Raw genomic sequence first — 19535 nt, forward strand, 5'->3', positions numbered from 1 at the left:
TCTATTATAACTGCTATTGTAGCATTTGTCAGTCCGACCAACGACCGATCTTGTGCTGCCGGGTTTGATGACTGATAATGCTCTCAATATCTTGAGGTGCAGTGATTTTATTGTAACTTTTAATGACGCAGATAAACAGCAAAAAGCCTCCTCATTCACTCTAAAACGAGTATGAGAAGGCCTACTTTCTTAACTTACGGCAATGATTTTCAAACTCACTCAGGCAACTTCGTCATTGAGCAGAGTCGGTGAATCAGATTACCGTTTGTGGCGACGAATTGATTGGATTTTCTTGAAAACGGCATAAAGGCTGATACCTAACACGATCCCACCGATGAGAATCAAGTACCACGGTATCGATGCTGCTGGCGTCTCTGGTTTAGATAACTCACGTAACTTGTCGGCATCTTTCTTGGAAACGGTAAATGTCCGCGTCAGGTTCCACGTGCGCCCGCCTCCTTTGGCAACCAGCTTAAGTCGATATTTTCCCGGTTCCAACGGGCCTTTACCAAGATTAAGCTTGAAATTAAAATTGGAATTCGGTGCCATGTTGATACGAGTTTTTTCGGATCGATAAAGCGCCTTACCGCCTGATTGGCGATAAAGATAACCGCTCACGTGCAAATTGCGCAGGATGGCTGCTTCAAAGTTCTGGATATTAGCAAGAATTGCCGGCTGACCGTGATCGTTATCCGCTGCCACTTGTCGCAATTTCAAATCCGGTACAACCGGCTGATCGGATTCCGACAACATTAAGCCGACCGCATAAACATAGCGATTGGTTACAGCGCCTTTTTCGTTGCCTTTATCATCAGACTTGGCCTTGAATTGCAACCCGCCAAGCACCGTTCCTGAGAAAGGCTTGGCCGGCATTTTTAAGTGAATCTTAACCGTTTGTTGGCTCAAGGCAGGAATCGTCACCTCAGCCGGCAACGTCACAATTTCCTGCAGGTTAACCGGTAAAGTCGGATCAGCCGGTTTAGGAGACTTACCATATTCAACGACCCCGTTATCATTGGTAAACGCTGACTGGGCAGCCAGTAAAACTGTCAAAGGTGCTGTGTTGCGGTTCTGAATCACGACCTCTAGATCCTGCTCCTGATTCGGCGAGACCCGCAAATCAAAATATGTCTGACTTGTATCCCGCTGGTTTGCCGGTAAAACCGTTTTGACGGTAAAGCCGGCATCATCAGCAGCCAACACCTGTTGTGGCCGCAAGACAATCCCAAAAGCAATCAATCCTATAGCCAAGCTCAACCAAAACCAATTTTTCTTAATCATTTTTCGTCTTGAAACCAGCCCAAAAGGTCAGCTATCACGCCACACCAACACTCAGTTTGCCAGGCACTGATATTTGCACTGGGTCTTATCCTTTCTTTAAAGTTAATCGATCCATAACCTTTTTCCGACCATACAAAACACTCGCGATCAAGAGAATGCCAATGCCGCAAAGCACCAGACTATTTTTGATCCATTCGTTTAGTTTTGGCAGGTATCGAGCATCCCCGCTCTCAACGCTCAACGGAGACGATCCACGATCAGGCACTTTTGAACTCTTAATCTGAATCGACTTAAAGTCAGGCAGTGGCAACGACCCGCCGCGTTGACCGGTCGGTTCGATAACGATTTGAACGCGCGCTTCGGTTTCAAAGGTAGCTGATGCAGTAACCTGCCCGGGTGGCATGCTCACCAAGAAGGCAAAGATGACGAGAGCCCCGCTGATACCTTTCTTCATCATCTTGATTAAATCGGCGCACTGGTTAGCGTCCATGTCAACTTGGTGGTGAATTCAGCTGACTTCAAGCCCTTCGTTGTGTAGCTTTCAGCCGGAACGGTCAATGAAACACCTTCCCCTGCCTTAGCCGGATTAAAAAGGTTAATAAAGGTTCCCTTAGCGACATCCTTGTCGTTGACGGCCAAAACGTCAGTCGCTTGGCCGTCACCCATATAAACTTTAATGGCCTTACTTAAGCCAAAATGGTTGCTGGCATCGCGAGCCTGTCCATCCACAACACTGCTTTCCAGCAATGTGATGAAAGCATTCTCCAGCTTAACTGTCTTTCCTTGGCTATCCTTTTCGTCTGACTTCAGATCGGATGCCGACAAGCTGACCTTCCAAGCGTCTGCCCCCAGCCGCTTATCCGTCACCTGGAAGCGATTAGGCACCGGAATCGTTTTGCCATCCTGGCCTGTCCACTGATCAGGCTTAGCATAAACTGTTGTCGCAACAGTTGGATCCAACTTTAATTGGCCAAAGTCAAGTTGCGACACATAGTCTAACGTTAAGCCTTCACCACCTGCATTTTTGGTATTGTCGCCATTAGCTACCGTACCCGGCGTCTTGTCTTTGGGGTTAAGTGGATTTAAAACCCGAGTCGGCGCATCTGATTGCATAATCTTGACGCTGCCGTCAGTTGTCACCGTGCGGGCGTCGTCGGCATGGACAACCGCTGAGTTCGCTGCCATCCCCACCGTCAACGCCGCAAGCGCCATGAACTTTAATTTTGTGTGTGTCTTCATTTGTCATCTTCCTCCTGAATAAATTCTTCACATCTCAGACTGGTGTGTCGCCTAACGTCCATTGCAATTTAAAATCATAAGTGTCAGCCGAAAAATCAAACATATTCTCCGGAATGCGTAGCAACAACCCTGCTTGCGCATCATAGGTAAAGCTATGATCGATTTGTGCTTTGGAAACTTTCTTAATCCGTTGATTCGTACCCACTTTCAGCGGATATTCATGTGCATCTTCACGGAAAAACAATAGCGATTGCTTAACCGTTCGCTGCTTGCTGTCGGTCAATGGCGACTGTTGTTGAACATCAAGCGTCCAACTTGTCTTTCGACTCCGACCATCTCTGACTTTAATCGTCATGGTTGATTGATCGCCTACTCTAGGGACTTCAATCTTCTGTCCGTCAATCCGGACACTACCAAAATCAATCACTTTAGGCATTTGAACGAAGCTGAGACTGCCTTCAGTTACTTCAATAGGAATTTCGTATACATAGGCAATCCGCTGACTAACATTGGCAACGCTGGCTTGGCTGACTTTGAGTTGAATTTGCTTTTTCCCGACAGTTTTTAAGTCAGGCATGTCAATTGATTCAATCTTCAATGACACCTGTTGCTTGCCAACTTCATTTTTAATGACCTGTTCGACCTTCGACGGATCAGTATGGTTTTCAAATGTTAATGCTGGGAAAACTATTTGATTCAAATCTAACAACTGATAGCCCTTATTGGTGACTTCAAACAGCCATTCCTTTTTGTTTTGACGTTTGGGCATATTTTGGGTAACACCGTTTTCCATCCAACTTACTTTGTTTTCAAGATGTTCCACAGCGAGCACATCGCCGGGTTTAGTCGCGGCAATCCGACCTTTACCCCACTGATCCAGCAGCTGTTGCTTTCGAGTATCGCCATTTGCTGTCATTTCGGCAGCAAGCTGTTTGCGATCATGTACGGTTAACATGGTACCCGTGGTGGTATAAAGAGACGTGCTGAGATACTTCTGCTTTGGAAAGATACTGTGAACCTCGCGATTATCATCATCGAGACCATCCGTTGCCACGATTTGCAACTGATTCTGCTCTTTAACAAGCGCCAAGACGCCGCCAGCATAGCGCGGTGTCATTTCATAACCTTTGATCGCAATCGCATTCCCATAACCAACCTTCATGGTGTTGGTGGACAAGACGCTCCCAGTGCTGGCATCAAAACGCATCGTCACATCAATGGGATTACCGATTTTGGTCAAGCGCTGGTTCTTAGGATTTAACAACTTATCAATGGCTTGCGGCCGATTAATCGAGAGCTTCTGATCACCCCACTTGATGTCGCGGTCATCGTACTCTTTAGCCGACGCAAGCATCGCACCTAATTTCGCCATCGTGACAGTTTCACCTAAATTGAAGGTGATTGGCTGAGTCGCAAAAGTGGCTCGTTTCACGACTTGAACCGGCACGTCATAGGTGGCTTCAACTTCTTTACCACTCATTAATTTTTCGGAAACGACTACTTTTGCCGATGCTTTGCCGACTTTACCGACGTCAGGGTTACTTTCATAACGTTTGATTGCCAGCTTGGCTTTGGCCGGTAATTTAAAGAATTCACGCAACCGTAGATCCATTTCATCTTGAGTGGCATGAACAGGAATATTGACACTTTGTGGTTTTAACTGATTCACCTGTAGTGGTCGATAACCTTTATCGGTAATCTCAAAATAAAGCTCCTTGGGACGATTAATCCCCGTCAATTGCTGTTCCTTAGAATCCTGGGTATAACCGATTTTACCTGCTTCATTGGCCACTAAGATGACATCACCCGGTTCGACCGGCAATTCACGATTGTTGCCCCACGCGTTCAGAAAGTCTTGCTTTTTAGCATCACCATTAAACCAATTGAGTGATTCTTTTGACAGATTCTTGGTAGATGACTGTTTCATATCAACATGAGCAATCGCAGCGTATGGCTTTCCCTTAAACTGGTCATTGAGTGCGTTATTATCATTAGCCGCACCAGAAGTGGCGATGACTTTTAAGCCATCATCATTCAACAACACATAGGCACCACCGGCATCACGCGATTGACCAGCTTCGTCACCCTGGCCGCGAATGACAATGGCGTTACCATATGTCGCCGTTGCCGTCTGCGTGGATTGAATGTGACCCGTATTCGAGTTGAATAGAAACGGTGCAGGAAGCTTCTGAAATAGGACGTCAATCCGCCTAGTCTTAGCATTCAGCTTGTCGTTGATTGCCTGCGGTAGCAAAAGTTCGATTTGATCATCCACCCATGCAACCGGGGTGCCATCAATTTGGTTGGCGCTGACAAACATGCGTTTTAAATTTTTCGCCCGCCACTGTTCACCTAGGACAAAATGACCGTCCCTAGCTTTAATGTCGCCAGCCGGAATCACATTTAATTCGACTTCATAGTCAAAATCCGCAACGCGATCTTCTTCTAACACTTCAAAAGTCCGGACAAATGCTTTGGTTTTACCGGGCTTGCTAACATCCGGTCGCGTTCTAAACCGCTTAGCAACGATATTGTATTTAATGCCGAGTGCTTTAGGGAACGTTGCATCTAATTCCGCATCAGTGGCATTTTGTGGCACATCGACAACTCTGGTTTCAAGCTGGTTCACTTTCATCGGTTTAAACCCTTGTTTCGTGATTTGAAAGAAAACCGCTTTCTTAATATTGGGATATTCAGCTTCCGACAACGTATGCACCTGTGAGTCTTTGGCATAACTGATTTTGCCTTCAACATTTTCCACTTTAATGATGTCACCCAGCTGAACGGGTTGCACGCGATTCAAACCCCACTGATTCAGAAAATCCTGCTTCTTGGTATTCCCGGTGGCACCAGCAGTATTGTCTTGAAAAAAGCCCAAATTCAAAAATTTGTGATCCCGCATCGAAATATATTCAAACCGACCATAAAATTGGTCCCCAAAGTTTGAATTGATTTTTCCATTGTCACTACTACCGCCAGATGTGGCAATCACTTTTAAAACCCCATCCGGATCACTGTCAACCAAGGACAAAACGCCCATGGCATTGCGATTTGCTGAGGTTTCTCGGCCATTAACAATAATGGCATTACCATATTTAGCAGTTGCCGAGCCAACGCCCGTCACTTTGCCTGTGCGCGAATGAAACAGCAAATCAATCTGTTGCTTGTTATACAACACGTCAATTCGCTTATTGGGTTCATTCAACCCCATTTGCCGTGTCGCGCTCTGAACCTTGTCGGGAATTGTTGGCCAAATATTCGAATTGGAATATGGGACACTGGTGCCATCAGCTTCATAAGCACCCTTCATCCACCGTGATCTTGTCTGGGTACTAAAATACTCACCCAGTGTAAACACTGCATCCTGTCCCTCAATCCTTGCTCCAGGCAGTAGCAGTCTTGCTGATAAGGCAGGGCCGGCCGTTTTGCTTAAAGGCACCATCGCTGGTTGCTTCAGCTTGCCATACTGTGTATTCCCGGCCATGCGACGATCAGTGGCCTTAACCGTATTCGCAATCCGGTCCCTAAACCGCGTTTGCACGTTGTCTTGCTTCCCAAAAGCAAAAAATGCGCAACTGATGCATACACCGGTAAACAGCGCTAATAGCACGAAACACCATCTTATGTGCTTTGACGGCACCTTTATCACTCCTTTCATAATATCCAATTGTGTAACACTGAATGTTACAAAAACTAATTTTATAGATCTTGGTGCTCTCATAAATTTCACATTTTTGGGCATTATGATTTTTGGAGATTCTGATTTTGGCTTTTATATTGTTTTATATTTATCGTGTATATTAATTTTTGCTAATTAAGATCAGTTACTTTCGTTGTAAAAACGGCTTCTTGCATCAATTCTATTTTATTTTCTAAATACCAAATATTCATCTTCCAATTAACCTAAATGCCATAAATCATTAATTGAAAGCGGATCTGAGCTTCGTCCTTGCCTTTTCAAAACTGGCTGGAGATGGCAGTTTGCTCGCGAATGATGCTGACCAGCAAAGACTTGATTTGATCAATATCGTAAGTTGTTTCAATTTCATTGATTCGATAATGATGCTTAGCGGCAATAGCGGCCGATGACGTTTTGAAACTGGTAATTAGTAAATCATATGTCGCCGGTGCCTCCGCAATTTCAAGGACAACCGAGCACATGCCCGCCAAAGCCAGTTTTAAGCGCGCCATTACCGCAGATGTCGCCAACCAGTCGTCGTTCAGCAGAAGGCCGATTCGAATCGGTTTAGCGATTTGAACATGGGTCACCATTAAAAGTCGCACATAATGCTGCGTTAAAAAAAGCCGTTTAGCAGGCGCAGCGCAACATGGGTCATCCTTGGCCACAATCGCAGTCAACTCACTGGCCAATGTTTCTAAATGTTGCAACTGCTGATCACTGATTAATACCCGGTCGGCTGGCTGAGCCAATAACCTAAAGTCTCCTTGGAAAAACTGAATTCGATGATGTAATTGATTTAATGTGTACTGCATGCGGATCCTGGAAGCATCTGAACACTGCGTCTCAAAACCCGCACAGATTTGCCGCAACGCCGCCATAAAATATTGATTCCGCTGCTGCACAGTCGGTAAAGCTAGTGCCAAATATTTTTCAACGTGACGAGGATCAGTTGCTGAGAAATCAATGATGTCCATCGAACAAACAAAAATATAGATGTTATAGACTTCAAATTCATCCAAAGCCAGCGCATATTGCTTGGCAATTTCAAATAGCCAATTTCTAATCATGTGATAAAGCGGATTTACTTCTAGCTGATGAAGCGTTTCTTCGGGGATGCCGGTAAATTTTTTATCACCGGTAAAATGGCGTTTAAGTGCAATGTCCAGCCAAACGCAAAGCTTGATTTCACCATGAGGAGAAAATTTAACCTTTGATCGTGCTTCGAATCTCTTAATGTAACGCCGAGCCGAAAAAGTTGCCGCCAAAGCTGCAAGTTCTTCGCTATCATAGCTATTTAAAACCAACTGGTAATATAAATATCGAATCTCAACCTCTGAGCCAATCAACGTGCCATTTTTAATTTTGATCGCATGCGACTTCAATCCGAGATTTAATTGTTTGATTTTGCGAAACACAGCGGCTTTGCTCATGTACAACTGCGCGACGAACTCGTCAACCCGACATTTTCCTTTTTCCAGTAGTGTTGCCAAGATCTGATATTCCTTCGACTGTCGCAAAAGTTTCCGGTACAAGTCATCAAACAACACCGGCTTTTGCGTTTCCAAAAAGAGCCTGCGCCCTTTTCCCTCGTTGCATTGTCTAATTTGAGCTGCTTCGTCAAATGCCTGCAGCCGTTGTTGCAAAGACGCCACAGTGGCAGCAAGTGTACTTGGTGTCACTTGTAGACTTTCGAGTAATCGGGAGTAAGAACAGCCATGCGTTCCGGCTGTCAAAAGTAACTGCAACAGCTTCACATCTCTAGCTTCGTTGCTTTCAATAAAATCATACAAATCCATGCCATTCGCCTCGCGATCTTACCATTGGATTATTCTAAGTTATCGTTCATCAATGTTTCATCATGTTAACATGACAGTGTTATCATGTCAGCTTGTTTTTTTAGTGTCTTTTATCCGTAGAATAGACGTTTCTATAATTTTTGTAATTTTAATATGACTTTTAATCCAAATAAAAACCCAATATAAGCAGCTGGTCTTTGCGTAAGACACAGTGCCTATATTGGGACACATCAACAAAATAATGGATTAAAATGGTTTTTCGATGTTCTAGTCATTTAGTGAATGATTCTTCATTGAGTAACGACTCATAAGCCTTTTCGTACTTTTGAATATCGCCGGCGCCCATAAAGACAACAACCGCGTGATGGAACTTGAGCAGTGGTCGCATGTCTTCCTGATGGATCACCGCAGCGCCTTTGATTTGGGCCACAACGTCCTCTGACCGAATGTTGCCATTTTTTTCACGGGCAGAACTGAAAATCGGTGTCAGGAACGTTTGATCAGCCTGGCTCAGCACTTGAACATATTGTGGTTCGTAGGCTTTGGTTCGGCTATAAGTATGAGGTTGGAAAACCGCAATGATCGCTTTATCAGGATACTTTTGGCGGGCCGCATCCAGCGTGGCCTTAATCTCATTAGGATGGTGAGCATAGTCGTCTACAATGATCATATCCTTGATATCCTTTTCGGCAAAGCGCCGTTTTACCCCGCCGAAGTTTCCCAGTTCACGGGCAATTAACCCGGCATCAAGCTTCTCCATATGTGCGACTGCAACAACGGCCAACGCATTGAGGACACTGTGTTCGCCAAACAATGGAACAAAGAAGTGGCCGATTAGCTGATCGTGGAAATAGGCATCAAAACTGCTGCCTTTAGTGTCGCGATCCACGTTCCGCGCCTGAAAATCGTCCCGATCACTGGTGCCGTAATAATAAACCGGCACCTTAGCCTTTAATTTGCGCAGCCATGGATCGTCACCCCAGGCAACAATTGCTTTTTGAACCTGATTAGCCTCAGTTTCAAAGGCATCGTAAACATCTTCAAAACCGTGATAATAGTCGGGATGATCAAAGTCGATGTTCGTCATAATCATGTAATCAGGATGATAAGCCAAGAAATGCCGCCGATATTCGTCTGCTTCAAAAACAAAGAATTTTGAATCGCGCACGCCTTTGCCGGTACCATCGCCGATCAAATAACTGGTTTTGGCAACACCACTTAACGTATGAGCCAGCAACCCCGTTGTACTGGTTTTACCGTGGGCACCGGCAACCCCGATGCTGGTATAACCCTTAATCAATTGGCCGAGGAACTCATGGTAGCGATAAATGGTCAGCCCCATCGCCTTGGCCTGCTTGATTTCCGGATGATCGTCGGTAAAACTGTTGCCGGCAATGACGGTGTAGCCTGGCTTCAGATTGGCAGGATCAAATGGCAACATGGTGATTCCGGCTGCTGCCAAGCCTTTTTGTGTAAATGTGTACTGGGTGATATCACTGCCCAACACCTTGTGGCCCAAATCATGTAGCACCAGTGCCAACGCACTCATTCCTGAGCCTTTGATACCAATAAAATAATAGGTTGCCTCTGTCATGACGATTGTTCCTCTTTCTTTGCTTGTGTGTAATAAACTTCACGCGGTTTGGCGCCTTTAGCTGCCGACACCAGATGCCGAGCTTCCAGTGTATCGATGAGATTTGCCGCGCGATTGTACCCGATTGAAAAGACGCGCTGCAGTTTAGATGTCGAAATGTGGCGTTCACCAGCCAGGTAGTCCAAAACATCGGGCATAAGCTCATCTTCATGGGCATTGCTGGCTTCGGCTTCAGCCGACTTGACAAGTCCTGCTGGATCAAATAAGTACCGCGGTCCTTGGCGTGCCTTCACGTAATCAACAATACTATCGATTTCCCGATCGACAAACGTACCTTGCAGTCGAATCGGCTGACTGGCACCGTTGCCTAAGTACAACATGTCGCCACGACCTAAAAGCCGTTCTGCGCCAGCGGTATCGATAATGGTTCGCGAGTCAATTTGACTGGCGGTCATGAAGGCAATTCGCGTTGGAATATTATTCTTAATCGTACCGGTGATCACATCAACACTAGGACGTTGGGTGGCAACCAGCAAATGAATACCTGCCGCACGCGCCTTGGCGGTGATCCGCGCAATATCGTCTTGAATCTCGCTACCAGCTGCCAACATCAAATCCGCCAACTCATCAATAATAATGACCAAATACGGTAACACTTGGTTATATTCCTGATGACGCTTAGCCTTCGCATTAAATTGTTCCAGATTACGAACGCCAGCCGCTGCCAGCTTCTTATAACGGTCATTCATCGTGGTAACAACCCACTTTAACGCCGCGCTGGCAGCTTTAGGATCGGAGATAACCGGCGACACCAGATGTGGTAAGCCATTATATCCAGCAAGCTCAACGGCCTTAGGATCGATCAAAAGCAAACGAACTTGCTGGGGTGTGGCTTTGTACAGCAACGAAACCAGCAAGCTATTGATAAAGACCGACTTGCCTGATCCGGTCGCACCGGCAATCAACCCGTGCGGCATTTTGGCCAGATTTGTGACGACTGGCTGACCAAAAAGATCCACCCCAAGTGCAATGGTCAAAGGCGATTTTGCTTGTTGAAAGGCGGGAGTATCGAGCACTTCCCGTAGCATGACCGGTCGCGGTTTCAAATTGGGGATTTCGATGCCAACCGTATTTTTTCCGGGAATCGGAGCTTCAATGCGGATGTCTTTGGCAGCAAGTGCCAGTTTAAGGTCATCATTCAAGTTGGTGATTTTGCTAACCTTAACCCCGCTTGCCAAACTGACCTGAAATTGCGTCACGGTGGGTCCGATGGTATGAGCGACCACATGTGCGTCCACGTTAAAGGCTTGAAGCGTTTGATCAAGTCGCTGGCGCTGTTGCAGCACCCAGTCACGCTGGGCTGCCTGATCAGCCACGACTGGCGGTGAAAGTAAGCGTAATGGCGGGATGGTCTCTGTGGTGGCATCATCTGCGCTAACCGCTGTAACGGGGGGTTCCGACGTTGTCATTGACGCAGGCAGCCCGGCTGTTCCTGATTGCGATTGTGCTGTAGACGCCTCGCCTGCGCCGCGTGCTTCCGGTATTGACGGCGCTGACCGTGCACTTTCGGCATCCCTGCTTGCTACTGACTTCGCCTTTTGTGCTGCTAACGCCTTGCGTAGTTTTTTGGCTTCATGCTTGCGTCTTAACGCCTCGATTCGGGCAGCTTTGCGGCTATTAGGCCCATGCGGTTTCGTCTCCTGCCCGGCATTGGCGGATGACGTCTTTGGCATTGATGAAACTTCCACTGACGGTGCAGATTTAACGTCTTCTTCAGTCGTCGCTTGCACCTCTGCATCAGACGCCGGCTGCGGCTCAACTGGTTCGGCAATAGCTGCTACAACGGCATGCGGCTTCTGCGGTTCACTTGCCTCATGAACAGCCGCGGCTTGGTCGCTTGCGACTGGTTCGGAAGCAGTTGTTGAAGTTGCCGCTGACGCCCCTTCTTCTTCGCTAACAGATTCCGATGTTGTCACCGCAATCGCTAATGAATCAGCTTCAATCTGCTTACTTGGCTTGGTGCCATGACCCACAAAAAGATAAACGCTTTGCTCATCCGGCCTTAAAGCAGTCGCGATCTTCTGATAGTCAATCCGCTCTTTTGGCAGGGTTCGAACCGTACTATTCGGTGTTGTGAGACTCGCAATTCGATCGCGATCATGTCTTGGCAACGGATGGCTCATGGCCCGCAAATCTGCCTGTGCTTCTGCAACTTTTCGCGGATTCACCGGTTTTTTCGGCGCGTGCGCCAGCTGCGGCGGCAAGTGATATGGCTCGTCTTGCGGCTGCTTCCATTTCGAATTCGTTAATTCGGATTCAGGTGTTGGCAAGTTATTTTGATGTAAAAATGCCGGCCCATCATAATGTGCCATGATTGAATCCCCTTTTTATCGTGTTTTAACGGTGTCTCCATTTTAGCATACGCACCGGTTCCCCGAATCCTTGATCTATAAAAATAATCTTTTCCTCATAACGCGCTCACAAAAAATCGACTCAAGCATCATTGCACTTGAGTCGATTTACAATCTACCTTGAATGTTCTATTAGGCTTGCGCAGCCACCACTTTAGCGGCTTCTTTAGCATCAAACGGAGTACCGGCAGCCAGCTCATCTGGCATCACAAGAATGCCGCGTCGTTGTGGTGCCCCTGGAATGGCTAATTCACGAGCACTGCTGATCATGCCGTAAGAGGCAACGCCACGCAAAGAGCCGGGCCAGATAATCTTACCATCTGGCATCATGGCACCAGGCAGCGCGACCACGATCGTTTGTCCTAAAGCCGCGTTGGGCGCGCCGCAAACAATCTGCACCTGCTTCTCACCAATATCAACCTGCGCCACATGTAGATGGTCAGCATCAGGATGGTCCTTGAAATCGACAATTTTGCCAATCACAAACTTGGGCTTGTCATCTGCTTCAAGCTGGCCCGGTAATCCTGCTTCTTGAATAGCAGCATTTAGTTTCGCCACTTGTTCTTTGGTCAACTTAACCTGACCTTTGCCTGTTAAAGAACCCAGCCATTGACTGACCTTGAAAAAGTTATAGCCGATCACCTGATTTTGGTCATTTAAGATCGCCACAACGTCCCCATTTTGCTGCGTTGTCTGTGTCGCAGTATCCGGCCCTGTGATCGCAATTAACGTATCGCCGAATGCTGATTGATTATAACTGGTAATAAGCATGCGTACCTCCAAAATTAATGCAAGCCGTTGATAAAGTCCTCGACTTGTTGTTTCGTTTTACGATCTTTATTGACAAACCGGCCGACTTCCTTGCCGTCATTAAAAGCAATAAAGCTAGGAATGCCGAAGACACCCATGTCCTGGGCAACTTCTAAATTCTTATCGCGATCAACCGCGACAAATTCATAGTCTGGAAAATCTTTTTCGATTTCCGGCATTGCCGGTTTGATAAAGCGGCAATCCGAGCACCAATCTGCAGAGAAGAACAGCATTTTCTTACCTGGTTTTTTAACCTCATCCAAAATTGCTGTATTCGATCCAAGTTCTTTCATAGCCAACATCCTTTCACTTACTATTTAAAAGTAACTATAACAGGAAAATCGCATTGGCGCAATGTCATTTCATATTAGTTACATTATACTTAAGTTAGACGTTTAGCCACAAGCTGATAACTGAAAAAAGTCGTCGCATCTTTTGCGTTAAGGAGGGCTATCATGCGAGTTTCAAAATTAAGATCGTCTTTTGCTGTCTGGCTAGCAACCGGCATCATCACAGCGGGAACATCGGTGATGATTCATCACCGACTTTATTACCGAACCATCCCTAATCGGCTCCTAGCCAACATTAAAGCCGGTTTCGCAAACCGCGGAACCATTGAGAACAGTTGGATTGCCATGTATCCGACAACGATTGAAACGCCTAGTCAGCACCATATCCGAGTTTATACAGGTGGCCTGACGATACGTCAACACCATACACACCAACAATTTGAATTTGAGGTACAACCCGATGGCCATTTATGGCGACGCCACCAACTTCACTTGGTTGAAAACTAAAAATGCGCGACTAACTCGTAAATCCGGCCGCCGTCAGCACTGAACTTCTCCTCATACTCGGTTGGCACATTATCGGTAACGCGCTTGTCGTGATGAAGATCAAGCGACACGAGGTCAAAGGTCATGCCAAAGTTATTCATGCTCACCAACGAATATTCAAAAAGCCCTTGATTATCGGTCTTAAACTGCAGCAACGCGTTTGGTTTCATAATTGCTTGATATTGCCGCAAAAAGTCGTGATAAGTCAGCCGTCTTTTTTCGTGTCTGGTTTTTGGCCATGGATCGGAAAAGTTCAAAAACAAACCGCTAATTTCACCATCAGCAAAATAATCAGTTAAATCGGCGCCATCGCCTAAAACGAGCTGAAGATTAGGCAGTTTTAACGCCACCTGCTTCTTTAGAATCATGGCAATGGCCGCCTCCTGCAATTCCAAAGCGATGAAATTATATTCCGGATGGGCTTGAGCCATGGCAACAATAAACTGCCCTTTGCCAGAGCCGACTTCAAGATATAGTGGCTGCTCCTGAGCAAATCGTGTCTGCCACTGACCGGGCATTTTTTCTGGCCGTACGAGGATCATCTCTGGATGAGCCTCAATCAATGGTTTGGCCCATGTTTTGTTACGTAATCGCATTGGTATCGTTTCCTTATCTTTGAGTATTGTTTAATGCGGTGATTTTTTGAGTTAACTTGCATATTTGTTTAGGGCTGGTGGCTGCCGTAACGCGTTCGCCAGCCCAGAAACCTGCGTGTAAGGACCTTGGTCGCAATGGCCAAAGCCCAGCCATCACGCCCAAGGCCACTTACACTCCGGTTTCTAACCGGGCTGGCTCACGCTCAGTTCTCCATAACGCGTTCGCCGGCGCAGAAGCCTGCACATAAGGACCTTGAACCTGAATGGCCAAAGCCCAGCCATTCAGGTTCAAGGCCTCTTATGCTCCGGCTTCTAAGCGCGCCGGCTCACGCTCAACAAATCAAAAGACCCGCGACAAAGCCATTTTGCCACAGGCCTTTTGATTTGCTACTTGTTGCACCACTTCAATGTGTGGATTGCAGTACTTCGAACTGGCGCAGGGCTTTTGCCACTTCATCCGATCGCTGATGTAACGCAGCGGTCTTCATATCGCTTAATAAGTGCAGGTCACTGTACCAATAAAGTCGATGTTGCAAATGATCATCCATGTTTGCCCCATAAGCCGCTAAGAATGCCGGCCATGTGTCGTGGTTGCCATAATGCGCCATGACGTCGGCAAGATCATAAGCTGGATCGCCCAGCGCCACTTGCTCCCAATCAACTAAATACAGGCGGCCGTTCGCTCGCAGCCAATTTTTGTGATTCAGGTCGCCGTGACAGACACTTTGCACGGTCACCCGCGGCACCCAGCGTTGGATCTCCGCCAGTGCCTGCTCCACTCGCGGTTGGGCCGCGAGATTTTCGGGAAAGTTTTGCAACAACGATTGGCGTAACTGATCAGGATCCAACACCTGACCGCCAACTTGGCGAAGCATTCGCTTTAATAAACTTGAGTGGTGCACCTTTGCTAACATGCTGGCGACGACCGGCTGCATCATTTGCTCGCGGGTCAACGTTTCGCCGTCTAACCATTCTTGTGCGGTTAGCACATCGCCGGTACTGACCCGGCGCGTCCATAGCAACCGCGGGGTGATGTGTTCAACTGAAAGTGCCGCAAGAAATGGTGACGCGTTACGTTTAAGGAAATATTTTTGATTCGCATAAACCCCAAGAAACGCACTTCCGGTGGAACCGCCTGCAGGCTGCAGGGACCACCCGGCATCTAATTCAAACTCCATAGGCACTACTCCTTATATCTGGCCGCAGGAATGGTTCTAGTCATCAAAAAGACACTCCCAGGCGCTCGTGCGTCCACGTTTCATATTACTAAGTTGCGATTTACCCGTCAAGACTAACTGCCAATTGCAGCTGACCTGACGAAATACGCAGGCTTTTCATTTTCCACCGAACGTTTTTGATTTGACTTAGAGCTGTCAGCCAAACAGGATTAAATCATGACGTGATGCTGTTTTAACCGCATGCGCGCATACCAGCGGGTAAATGCCCAGACGAAAAGTCCCCCGCCGATGAAGATTGACCCGGCTGCCAACCATTGCAACCGAACAAGTGTCACAAGCGTAAATGTCAGTACTTCAATCAACAGCAAAACCGTTAACAGCTGCTCAAACGCAGCCGGCTTCTGCTCAGGCGCCACGGGATACAAATGCACAAAGACAATATCATCATACTGATAATAAAACGGTAACAGTTGGAACCCGACCATGTAAAGAAACAAGATGGCAAAGCCCAGCACCAGCCACCACGGTGACAAAACGGCCACGATCACGGCACCGATGACGAGTAATCGCACATACAAACCAAGGTATTCGCCGCCGCGCAAAAAGCCACGCAAATACAGGAATAGCCATGTCGTTGCCTGCTGGGGCTTGACCAGTTTCAACAAGCCATCCAGATATCGGCGTCGATGGACACTGTTGGCTAAGCCAGGCACATCGGTAAAGAGATTGTAAAACCGATACAGCCGCCCCATTCGTGCCTCTTCCAAGCTAATTAAAGCGGAAAAATTCAATTGTCCTTGGTCAAGCACCGATTTTAACTGCCATCTAAAAACAAGGTTTAGGATTAACGCCACCAAAAGTGTTATGGCAGGATGAACGTAAAACCCGCCAAACAAAGCGATGAACGCAATGCCAAGCAATAAGAGCCGCTGATGATGCCAGCGAATCGGCAGGTGGTACCGCTGTAAAAATTGCAGCCACAAATCAAGATCTTTAAACAACCACAAGGCCACGAGCAATGCCATCGTTCCGCTTGCCGGATCTTGACCAAGCTGCGCAAATAACGGCCACATCGCTAAACTCGTAAACGTCAACAAGACGCCAGGTAGGATCATGCTATAATGGCGTGCCTTCAACAAATAAGCTTTAAAGGCTTCGGCTTTTGGCAACAAGAAAATTTGATCCGGTGCTTCCGCAAGCGTGGCCAGCTGACCAAGGCTCAGAAAGCCGGTGAAAATCAGAGCCAGTCCTAAAGCAAGCCATCCAGAAGGTTGCAGGGTTTTAACAATTTGACTATATGCATAAAGCGCACCGCCAAACAAAATCAGCAAAATCAAAACGAAATGATCGTTAAACACCAACCGCAAATATTTTTGCTGTTCTTGCACATGTTGACGGAGACGGGTTCGCCACAACTTGATCATGCTTTTTCCTCCGTCATCTTCATGTAAATATCATCCAGGCTGCCGTCCTGCAAACCGAATTGTTGCTTCAGGGAGGCCATGTCGCCGGTCGCCCGCACTTTTCCGGATTTGATCAACACAAACTCGTCAGCATACTGCTGGGCGGTTGCCAGGATATGCGTTGACATGAGCACCGATGCCCCTTGCTGCTTTTTAGCCGTGACGATGTCCAAAAGATCATGAATGGCCAATGGATCAAGGCCGGTAAACGGTTCGTCGATGATGAACAATTGGGCATGCGTCATAAATGCCGCCACAATCATCACTTTTTGTTGCATACCTTTTGAAAATTTAGCTGGGAACCAGTCCAGCTTGTTGTCAAGGCGGAACCGTTTCAGCATCGCATCGGCTTCGCGCCAGGCTGTGTCTTTATCGAGGTCGTAAGCCATGATCGTCATGTCAAGATGCTCACGAAGCGTCAACTCCGGATAAAGCACCGGGGTTTCCGGAACATAAGCCAGGCTGGCGCGAAAACCGGTTGGATCGGTATTTAATGTTTTACCATCTAAGTCAATCGTGCCGGTTTGTGGCGTCAGTAAACCGATAATATGTTTAATAGTTGTCGATTTACCTGCCCCGTTAAGACCGATTAACCCGACAATTTTGCCTGAAGGTACCGAGAAGCTGACGTCTTTGAGAATCGTTAAATTGCCGTAACCGCCAGTGAGTCCATCAATTGTTAAAGTCATCTTACCAGTCCCTATCTGTATAATTTCAGTTAGGGATATGATAGCATGAAATCAAGGTTTCTATTAACAAAAGCGTAAGCAGAAATGAGGCAAGGACATGATTGATTGCATTTTTTGTAAGATTGTTCGTAATGAGATTCCCAACGTTCCGGTTTATGAAGACGATGTCGTGAAGGCGTTTTTGGATATCACGCAGGTTACGCCGGGCCATACGCTAATCGTCCCTAAGAAACACGTTCCCGATATTTTTGCGTATGATACCGACCTAGCCGCCGCAGTTTTTGAACGGGTGCCTAAAATTGCTCGGGCGATTAAGGCAAGCAATCCGGCCATCAAAGGCATGAACATTTTGAACAATAATGGCAAAGTTGCTTATCAAAGCGTCTTTCATTCACATATCCACTTGATCCCTCGCTACAGCGATCAAGACGACTTCGGTATGCATTTCGGCGATCACAGCGCTCAGTACGATAATGCCAAGCTTGAGGCCGTTGCCGCCAAAATTCGCAACCAGCTGGAGGCACAAGCATGAAATTTCGTCACGGCTTTTTATTAGGCGCGGTTGCCGGTACGATTTATGGAATATTAACGGCCAAAAAAACCGGTCCGCAACGGCAACAGGAGATTGCTACTTATTTTAACGGCGTTGCAAATGGCGTCACCCAAGTTCGCCAAAGCATCAACCACCTCAGTGAGACGCTAACGAACTTGTCCGCTGAAGTTGATCAAACGCTCAAGCCAGCCATGAAAGACATTACCAACAGCGTCGAAACTTTCGAATTCGAAACGGCACCGCGCACGGACGCGATCCAGGAACATCTCGACAAGATCAATGAGGCAGTCAGCGATCTTGGCACCAAAGCACCGACGTCTACAGCAAAACCTTAACCAAAACATTGAAAATGGCGTAAGCAGTTGTCGCCAAGCCGTGACGGATTATTGAAAGTTATGTGAAGATCGGCGTATGGCGATAAGTTATGGTATAGTAGACGGCAGTGTTAAACAGAAACTTTTTAGATTAGGATGTGTGATTGCATGAAAAAATGGATTCTCGGCGTTGTTGGCTTGTTTGTAGCAGTGACCTTAGCAGGCTGTTCAAGCGGCACTGTTGCAAATATGAAGGGTGCCAAGATCACCAAAGATGAGTATTATAACGCCATGAAGAAGACCACCACCGGTCAAGCGACCTTACGTAACATGATCGTTTTAAAGGCGTTAGAACAACAATACCCGAACAAGGTGTCAGACAAAAAGGTCAACAGCCAGTTCAACAAGCTGAAGAAGCAATATGGTTCTTCATTTGATTCAACGCTTGAACAAAACGGCTACACCGAATCAAGCTTCAAAGATCAAATCCGGACAACGTTGTATTCCGAAGTTGCTTTAAAGGACATGAAGAAGCCAACGACCAAACAAATTGAAGCTCAGTGGAAGAAGTACCAACCAAAGATTCAGGTACAACATATCTTGGTTAAGACCGAAGATGAAGCTAAGCAAATCATTTCCGATTATCAAAAGGATCCAACCGAAAAGAACTTCGAGGCTTTGGCTAAGAAGAACTCTATCGATACAGGTACCAAGAATAAAGGTGGTAAGTTAACTGCCTTCGATAACACGGATACCAGCTTGGATTCAACCTTCAAGGCAGCTGCCTTCAAGCTCAAAAAGCCTGGCGATATCACGACAACACCGGTTAAGACCCAATATGGGTACCATGTCATTCGTGCCATTTCCATCGGCAAGAAAGGTACCATGAAGGAACACAAGAAGGATCTGGAAAATCAGATTTACACTTCATGGCAGAGTGATCAGACCGTGATGAACGGTGTTATTACCAAAGTCTTGAAGAAGGCTAACGTTTCAATTAAGGATAACGACCTTAAAGACGTTCTTTCAAGCTACCTGAGCAGCGGCTCAAGCAGTTCAAGCACTTCCAACTAAAAACAGGACCAAGCAAGAT

At 46.7% G+C, this 19535-nt stretch carries 16 protein-coding genes and 2 pseudogenes; 4 read left to right on the forward strand and 14 right to left on the reverse strand.

Annotation, left to right across the window (positions count from 1 at the left end; genetic code table 11):
• Nucleotides 1–258 precede the first annotated feature (258 nt).
• The 10 genes and pseudogenes from LHUE1_RS13720 to LHUE1_RS13760 all read right to left on the reverse strand — a co-directional run bounded on the left by LHUE1_RS13720 (nt 259) and on the right by LHUE1_RS13760 (nt 13106).
• On the reverse strand, nt 259–1281 hold the full coding sequence (locus LHUE1_RS13720; RefSeq protein ID WP_049172125.1) for a DUF916 and DUF3324 domain-containing protein: 1023 nt from the start codon (nt 1279–1281) through the stop codon (nt 259–261).
• Between the two features lie 85 nt (nt 1282–1366).
• Nucleotides 1367–1738, reverse strand: a complete 372-nt coding sequence (locus LHUE1_RS13725; protein ID WP_152902778.1) for a hypothetical protein — start codon at nt 1736–1738, stop codon at nt 1367–1369.
• Nucleotides 1739–1743: 5 nt separating this feature from the next.
• The gene (locus LHUE1_RS13730; protein WP_049172123.1) at nt 1744–2520 is read right to left on the reverse strand and encodes a WxL domain-containing protein; all 777 of its coding nucleotides are present in this window, start codon (nt 2518–2520) and stop codon (nt 1744–1746) included.
• Nucleotides 2521–2554: 34 nt separating this feature from the next.
• On the reverse strand, nt 2555–6061 hold the full coding sequence (locus LHUE1_RS13735) for a cell surface protein (RefSeq protein ID WP_241484827.1): 3507 nt from the start codon (nt 6059–6061) through the stop codon (nt 2555–2557).
• 416 nt (nt 6062–6477) lie between these two features.
• Complete coding sequence (locus LHUE1_RS13740; RefSeq protein WP_049172122.1) at nt 6478–7998, reverse strand: helix-turn-helix domain-containing protein; 1521 nt, start codon at nt 7996–7998, stop codon at nt 6478–6480.
• 271 nt (nt 7999–8269) lie between these two features.
• A complete protein-coding gene (murC, locus tag LHUE1_RS13745; RefSeq protein ID WP_049172121.1) occupies nt 8270–9592 on the reverse strand; it encodes a UDP-N-acetylmuramate--L-alanine ligase in 1323 nt (440 codons plus the stop codon).
• Nucleotides 9589–11091 (reverse strand): annotated as a pseudogene (locus LHUE1_RS14410) (DNA translocase FtsK); the annotation flags it as partial. The gene murC and the pseudogene LHUE1_RS14410, both read right to left, overlap by 4 nt.
• A gap of 518 nt (nt 11092–11609) precedes the next feature.
• Nucleotides 11610–11964: pseudogene (locus LHUE1_RS14435) on the reverse strand (DNA translocase FtsK); the annotation flags it as partial.
• A 171-nt stretch (nt 11965–12135) separates the two neighbouring features.
• Nucleotides 12136–12774 (reverse strand): YtpR family tRNA-binding protein, encoded by a 639-nt coding sequence (ytpR, locus tag LHUE1_RS13755; RefSeq protein WP_049172118.1) that lies wholly within the window; start codon nt 12772–12774, stop codon nt 12136–12138.
• A 14-nt stretch (nt 12775–12788) separates the two neighbouring features.
• Nucleotides 12789–13106, reverse strand: coding sequence for a thioredoxin family protein (locus tag LHUE1_RS13760; RefSeq protein WP_010487858.1), 318 nt, complete (start codon nt 13104–13106; stop codon nt 12789–12791).
• Nucleotides 13107–13268: 162 nt separating this feature from the next.
• Here LHUE1_RS13760 and LHUE1_RS13765 point away from each other — a divergent pair, with 162 nt between their 5' ends.
• Complete coding sequence (locus LHUE1_RS13765; protein WP_049172111.1) at nt 13269–13610, forward strand: small secreted protein; 342 nt, start codon at nt 13269–13271, stop codon at nt 13608–13610.
• On the opposite strand, the gene trmB is transcribed toward LHUE1_RS13765, so the two are convergent.
• The 4 genes from trmB to LHUE1_RS13785 form a co-directional block, all read right to left on the reverse strand.
• A complete protein-coding gene (gene trmB / locus LHUE1_RS13770; protein WP_049172109.1) occupies nt 13607–14245 on the reverse strand; it encodes a tRNA (guanosine(46)-N7)-methyltransferase TrmB in 639 nt (212 codons plus the stop codon). The genes LHUE1_RS13765 and trmB overlap by 4 nt on opposite strands.
• Before the next feature lie 404 nt (nt 14246–14649).
• Nucleotides 14650–15423, reverse strand: coding sequence for a phosphotransferase family protein (locus tag LHUE1_RS13775; protein ID WP_049172100.1), 774 nt, complete (start codon nt 15421–15423; stop codon nt 14650–14652).
• Nucleotides 15424–15632: 209 nt separating this feature from the next.
• A complete protein-coding gene (locus LHUE1_RS13780; RefSeq protein WP_049172098.1) occupies nt 15633–16847 on the reverse strand; it encodes an ABC transporter permease in 1215 nt (404 codons plus the stop codon).
• A complete protein-coding gene (locus LHUE1_RS13785) occupies nt 16844–17575 on the reverse strand; it encodes an ABC transporter ATP-binding protein (RefSeq protein WP_049172095.1) in 732 nt (243 codons plus the stop codon). Before LHUE1_RS13785 ends, LHUE1_RS13780 begins: the two co-directional genes overlap by 4 nt.
• Before the next feature lie 97 nt (nt 17576–17672).
• Between LHUE1_RS13785 and LHUE1_RS13790 the strand changes: the two genes are divergently transcribed.
• From LHUE1_RS13790 to LHUE1_RS13800, 3 genes are all read left to right on the forward strand, one after another.
• A complete protein-coding gene (locus LHUE1_RS13790) occupies nt 17673–18107 on the forward strand; it encodes an HIT family protein (RefSeq protein ID WP_010487852.1) in 435 nt (144 codons plus the stop codon).
• Complete coding sequence (locus tag LHUE1_RS13795; RefSeq protein WP_049172093.1) at nt 18104–18463, forward strand: YtxH domain-containing protein; 360 nt, start codon at nt 18104–18106, stop codon at nt 18461–18463. Before LHUE1_RS13790 ends, LHUE1_RS13795 begins: the two co-directional genes overlap by 4 nt.
• Nucleotides 18464–18610: 147 nt before the next feature.
• Nucleotides 18611–19516 carry a peptidylprolyl isomerase gene (locus tag LHUE1_RS13800; RefSeq protein WP_049172091.1) on the forward strand — a complete coding sequence of 302 codons (906 nt, stop codon included), beginning with the start codon at nt 18611–18613 and terminating at the stop codon, nt 19514–19516.
• Nucleotides 19517–19535 lie beyond the last annotated feature (19 nt).

The sequence above is a fragment of the Lacticaseibacillus huelsenbergensis genome (genome assembly GCF_029726355.1).
GTDB classification, from domain to species: domain Bacteria; phylum Bacillota; class Bacilli; order Lactobacillales; family Lactobacillaceae; genus Lacticaseibacillus; species Lacticaseibacillus casei.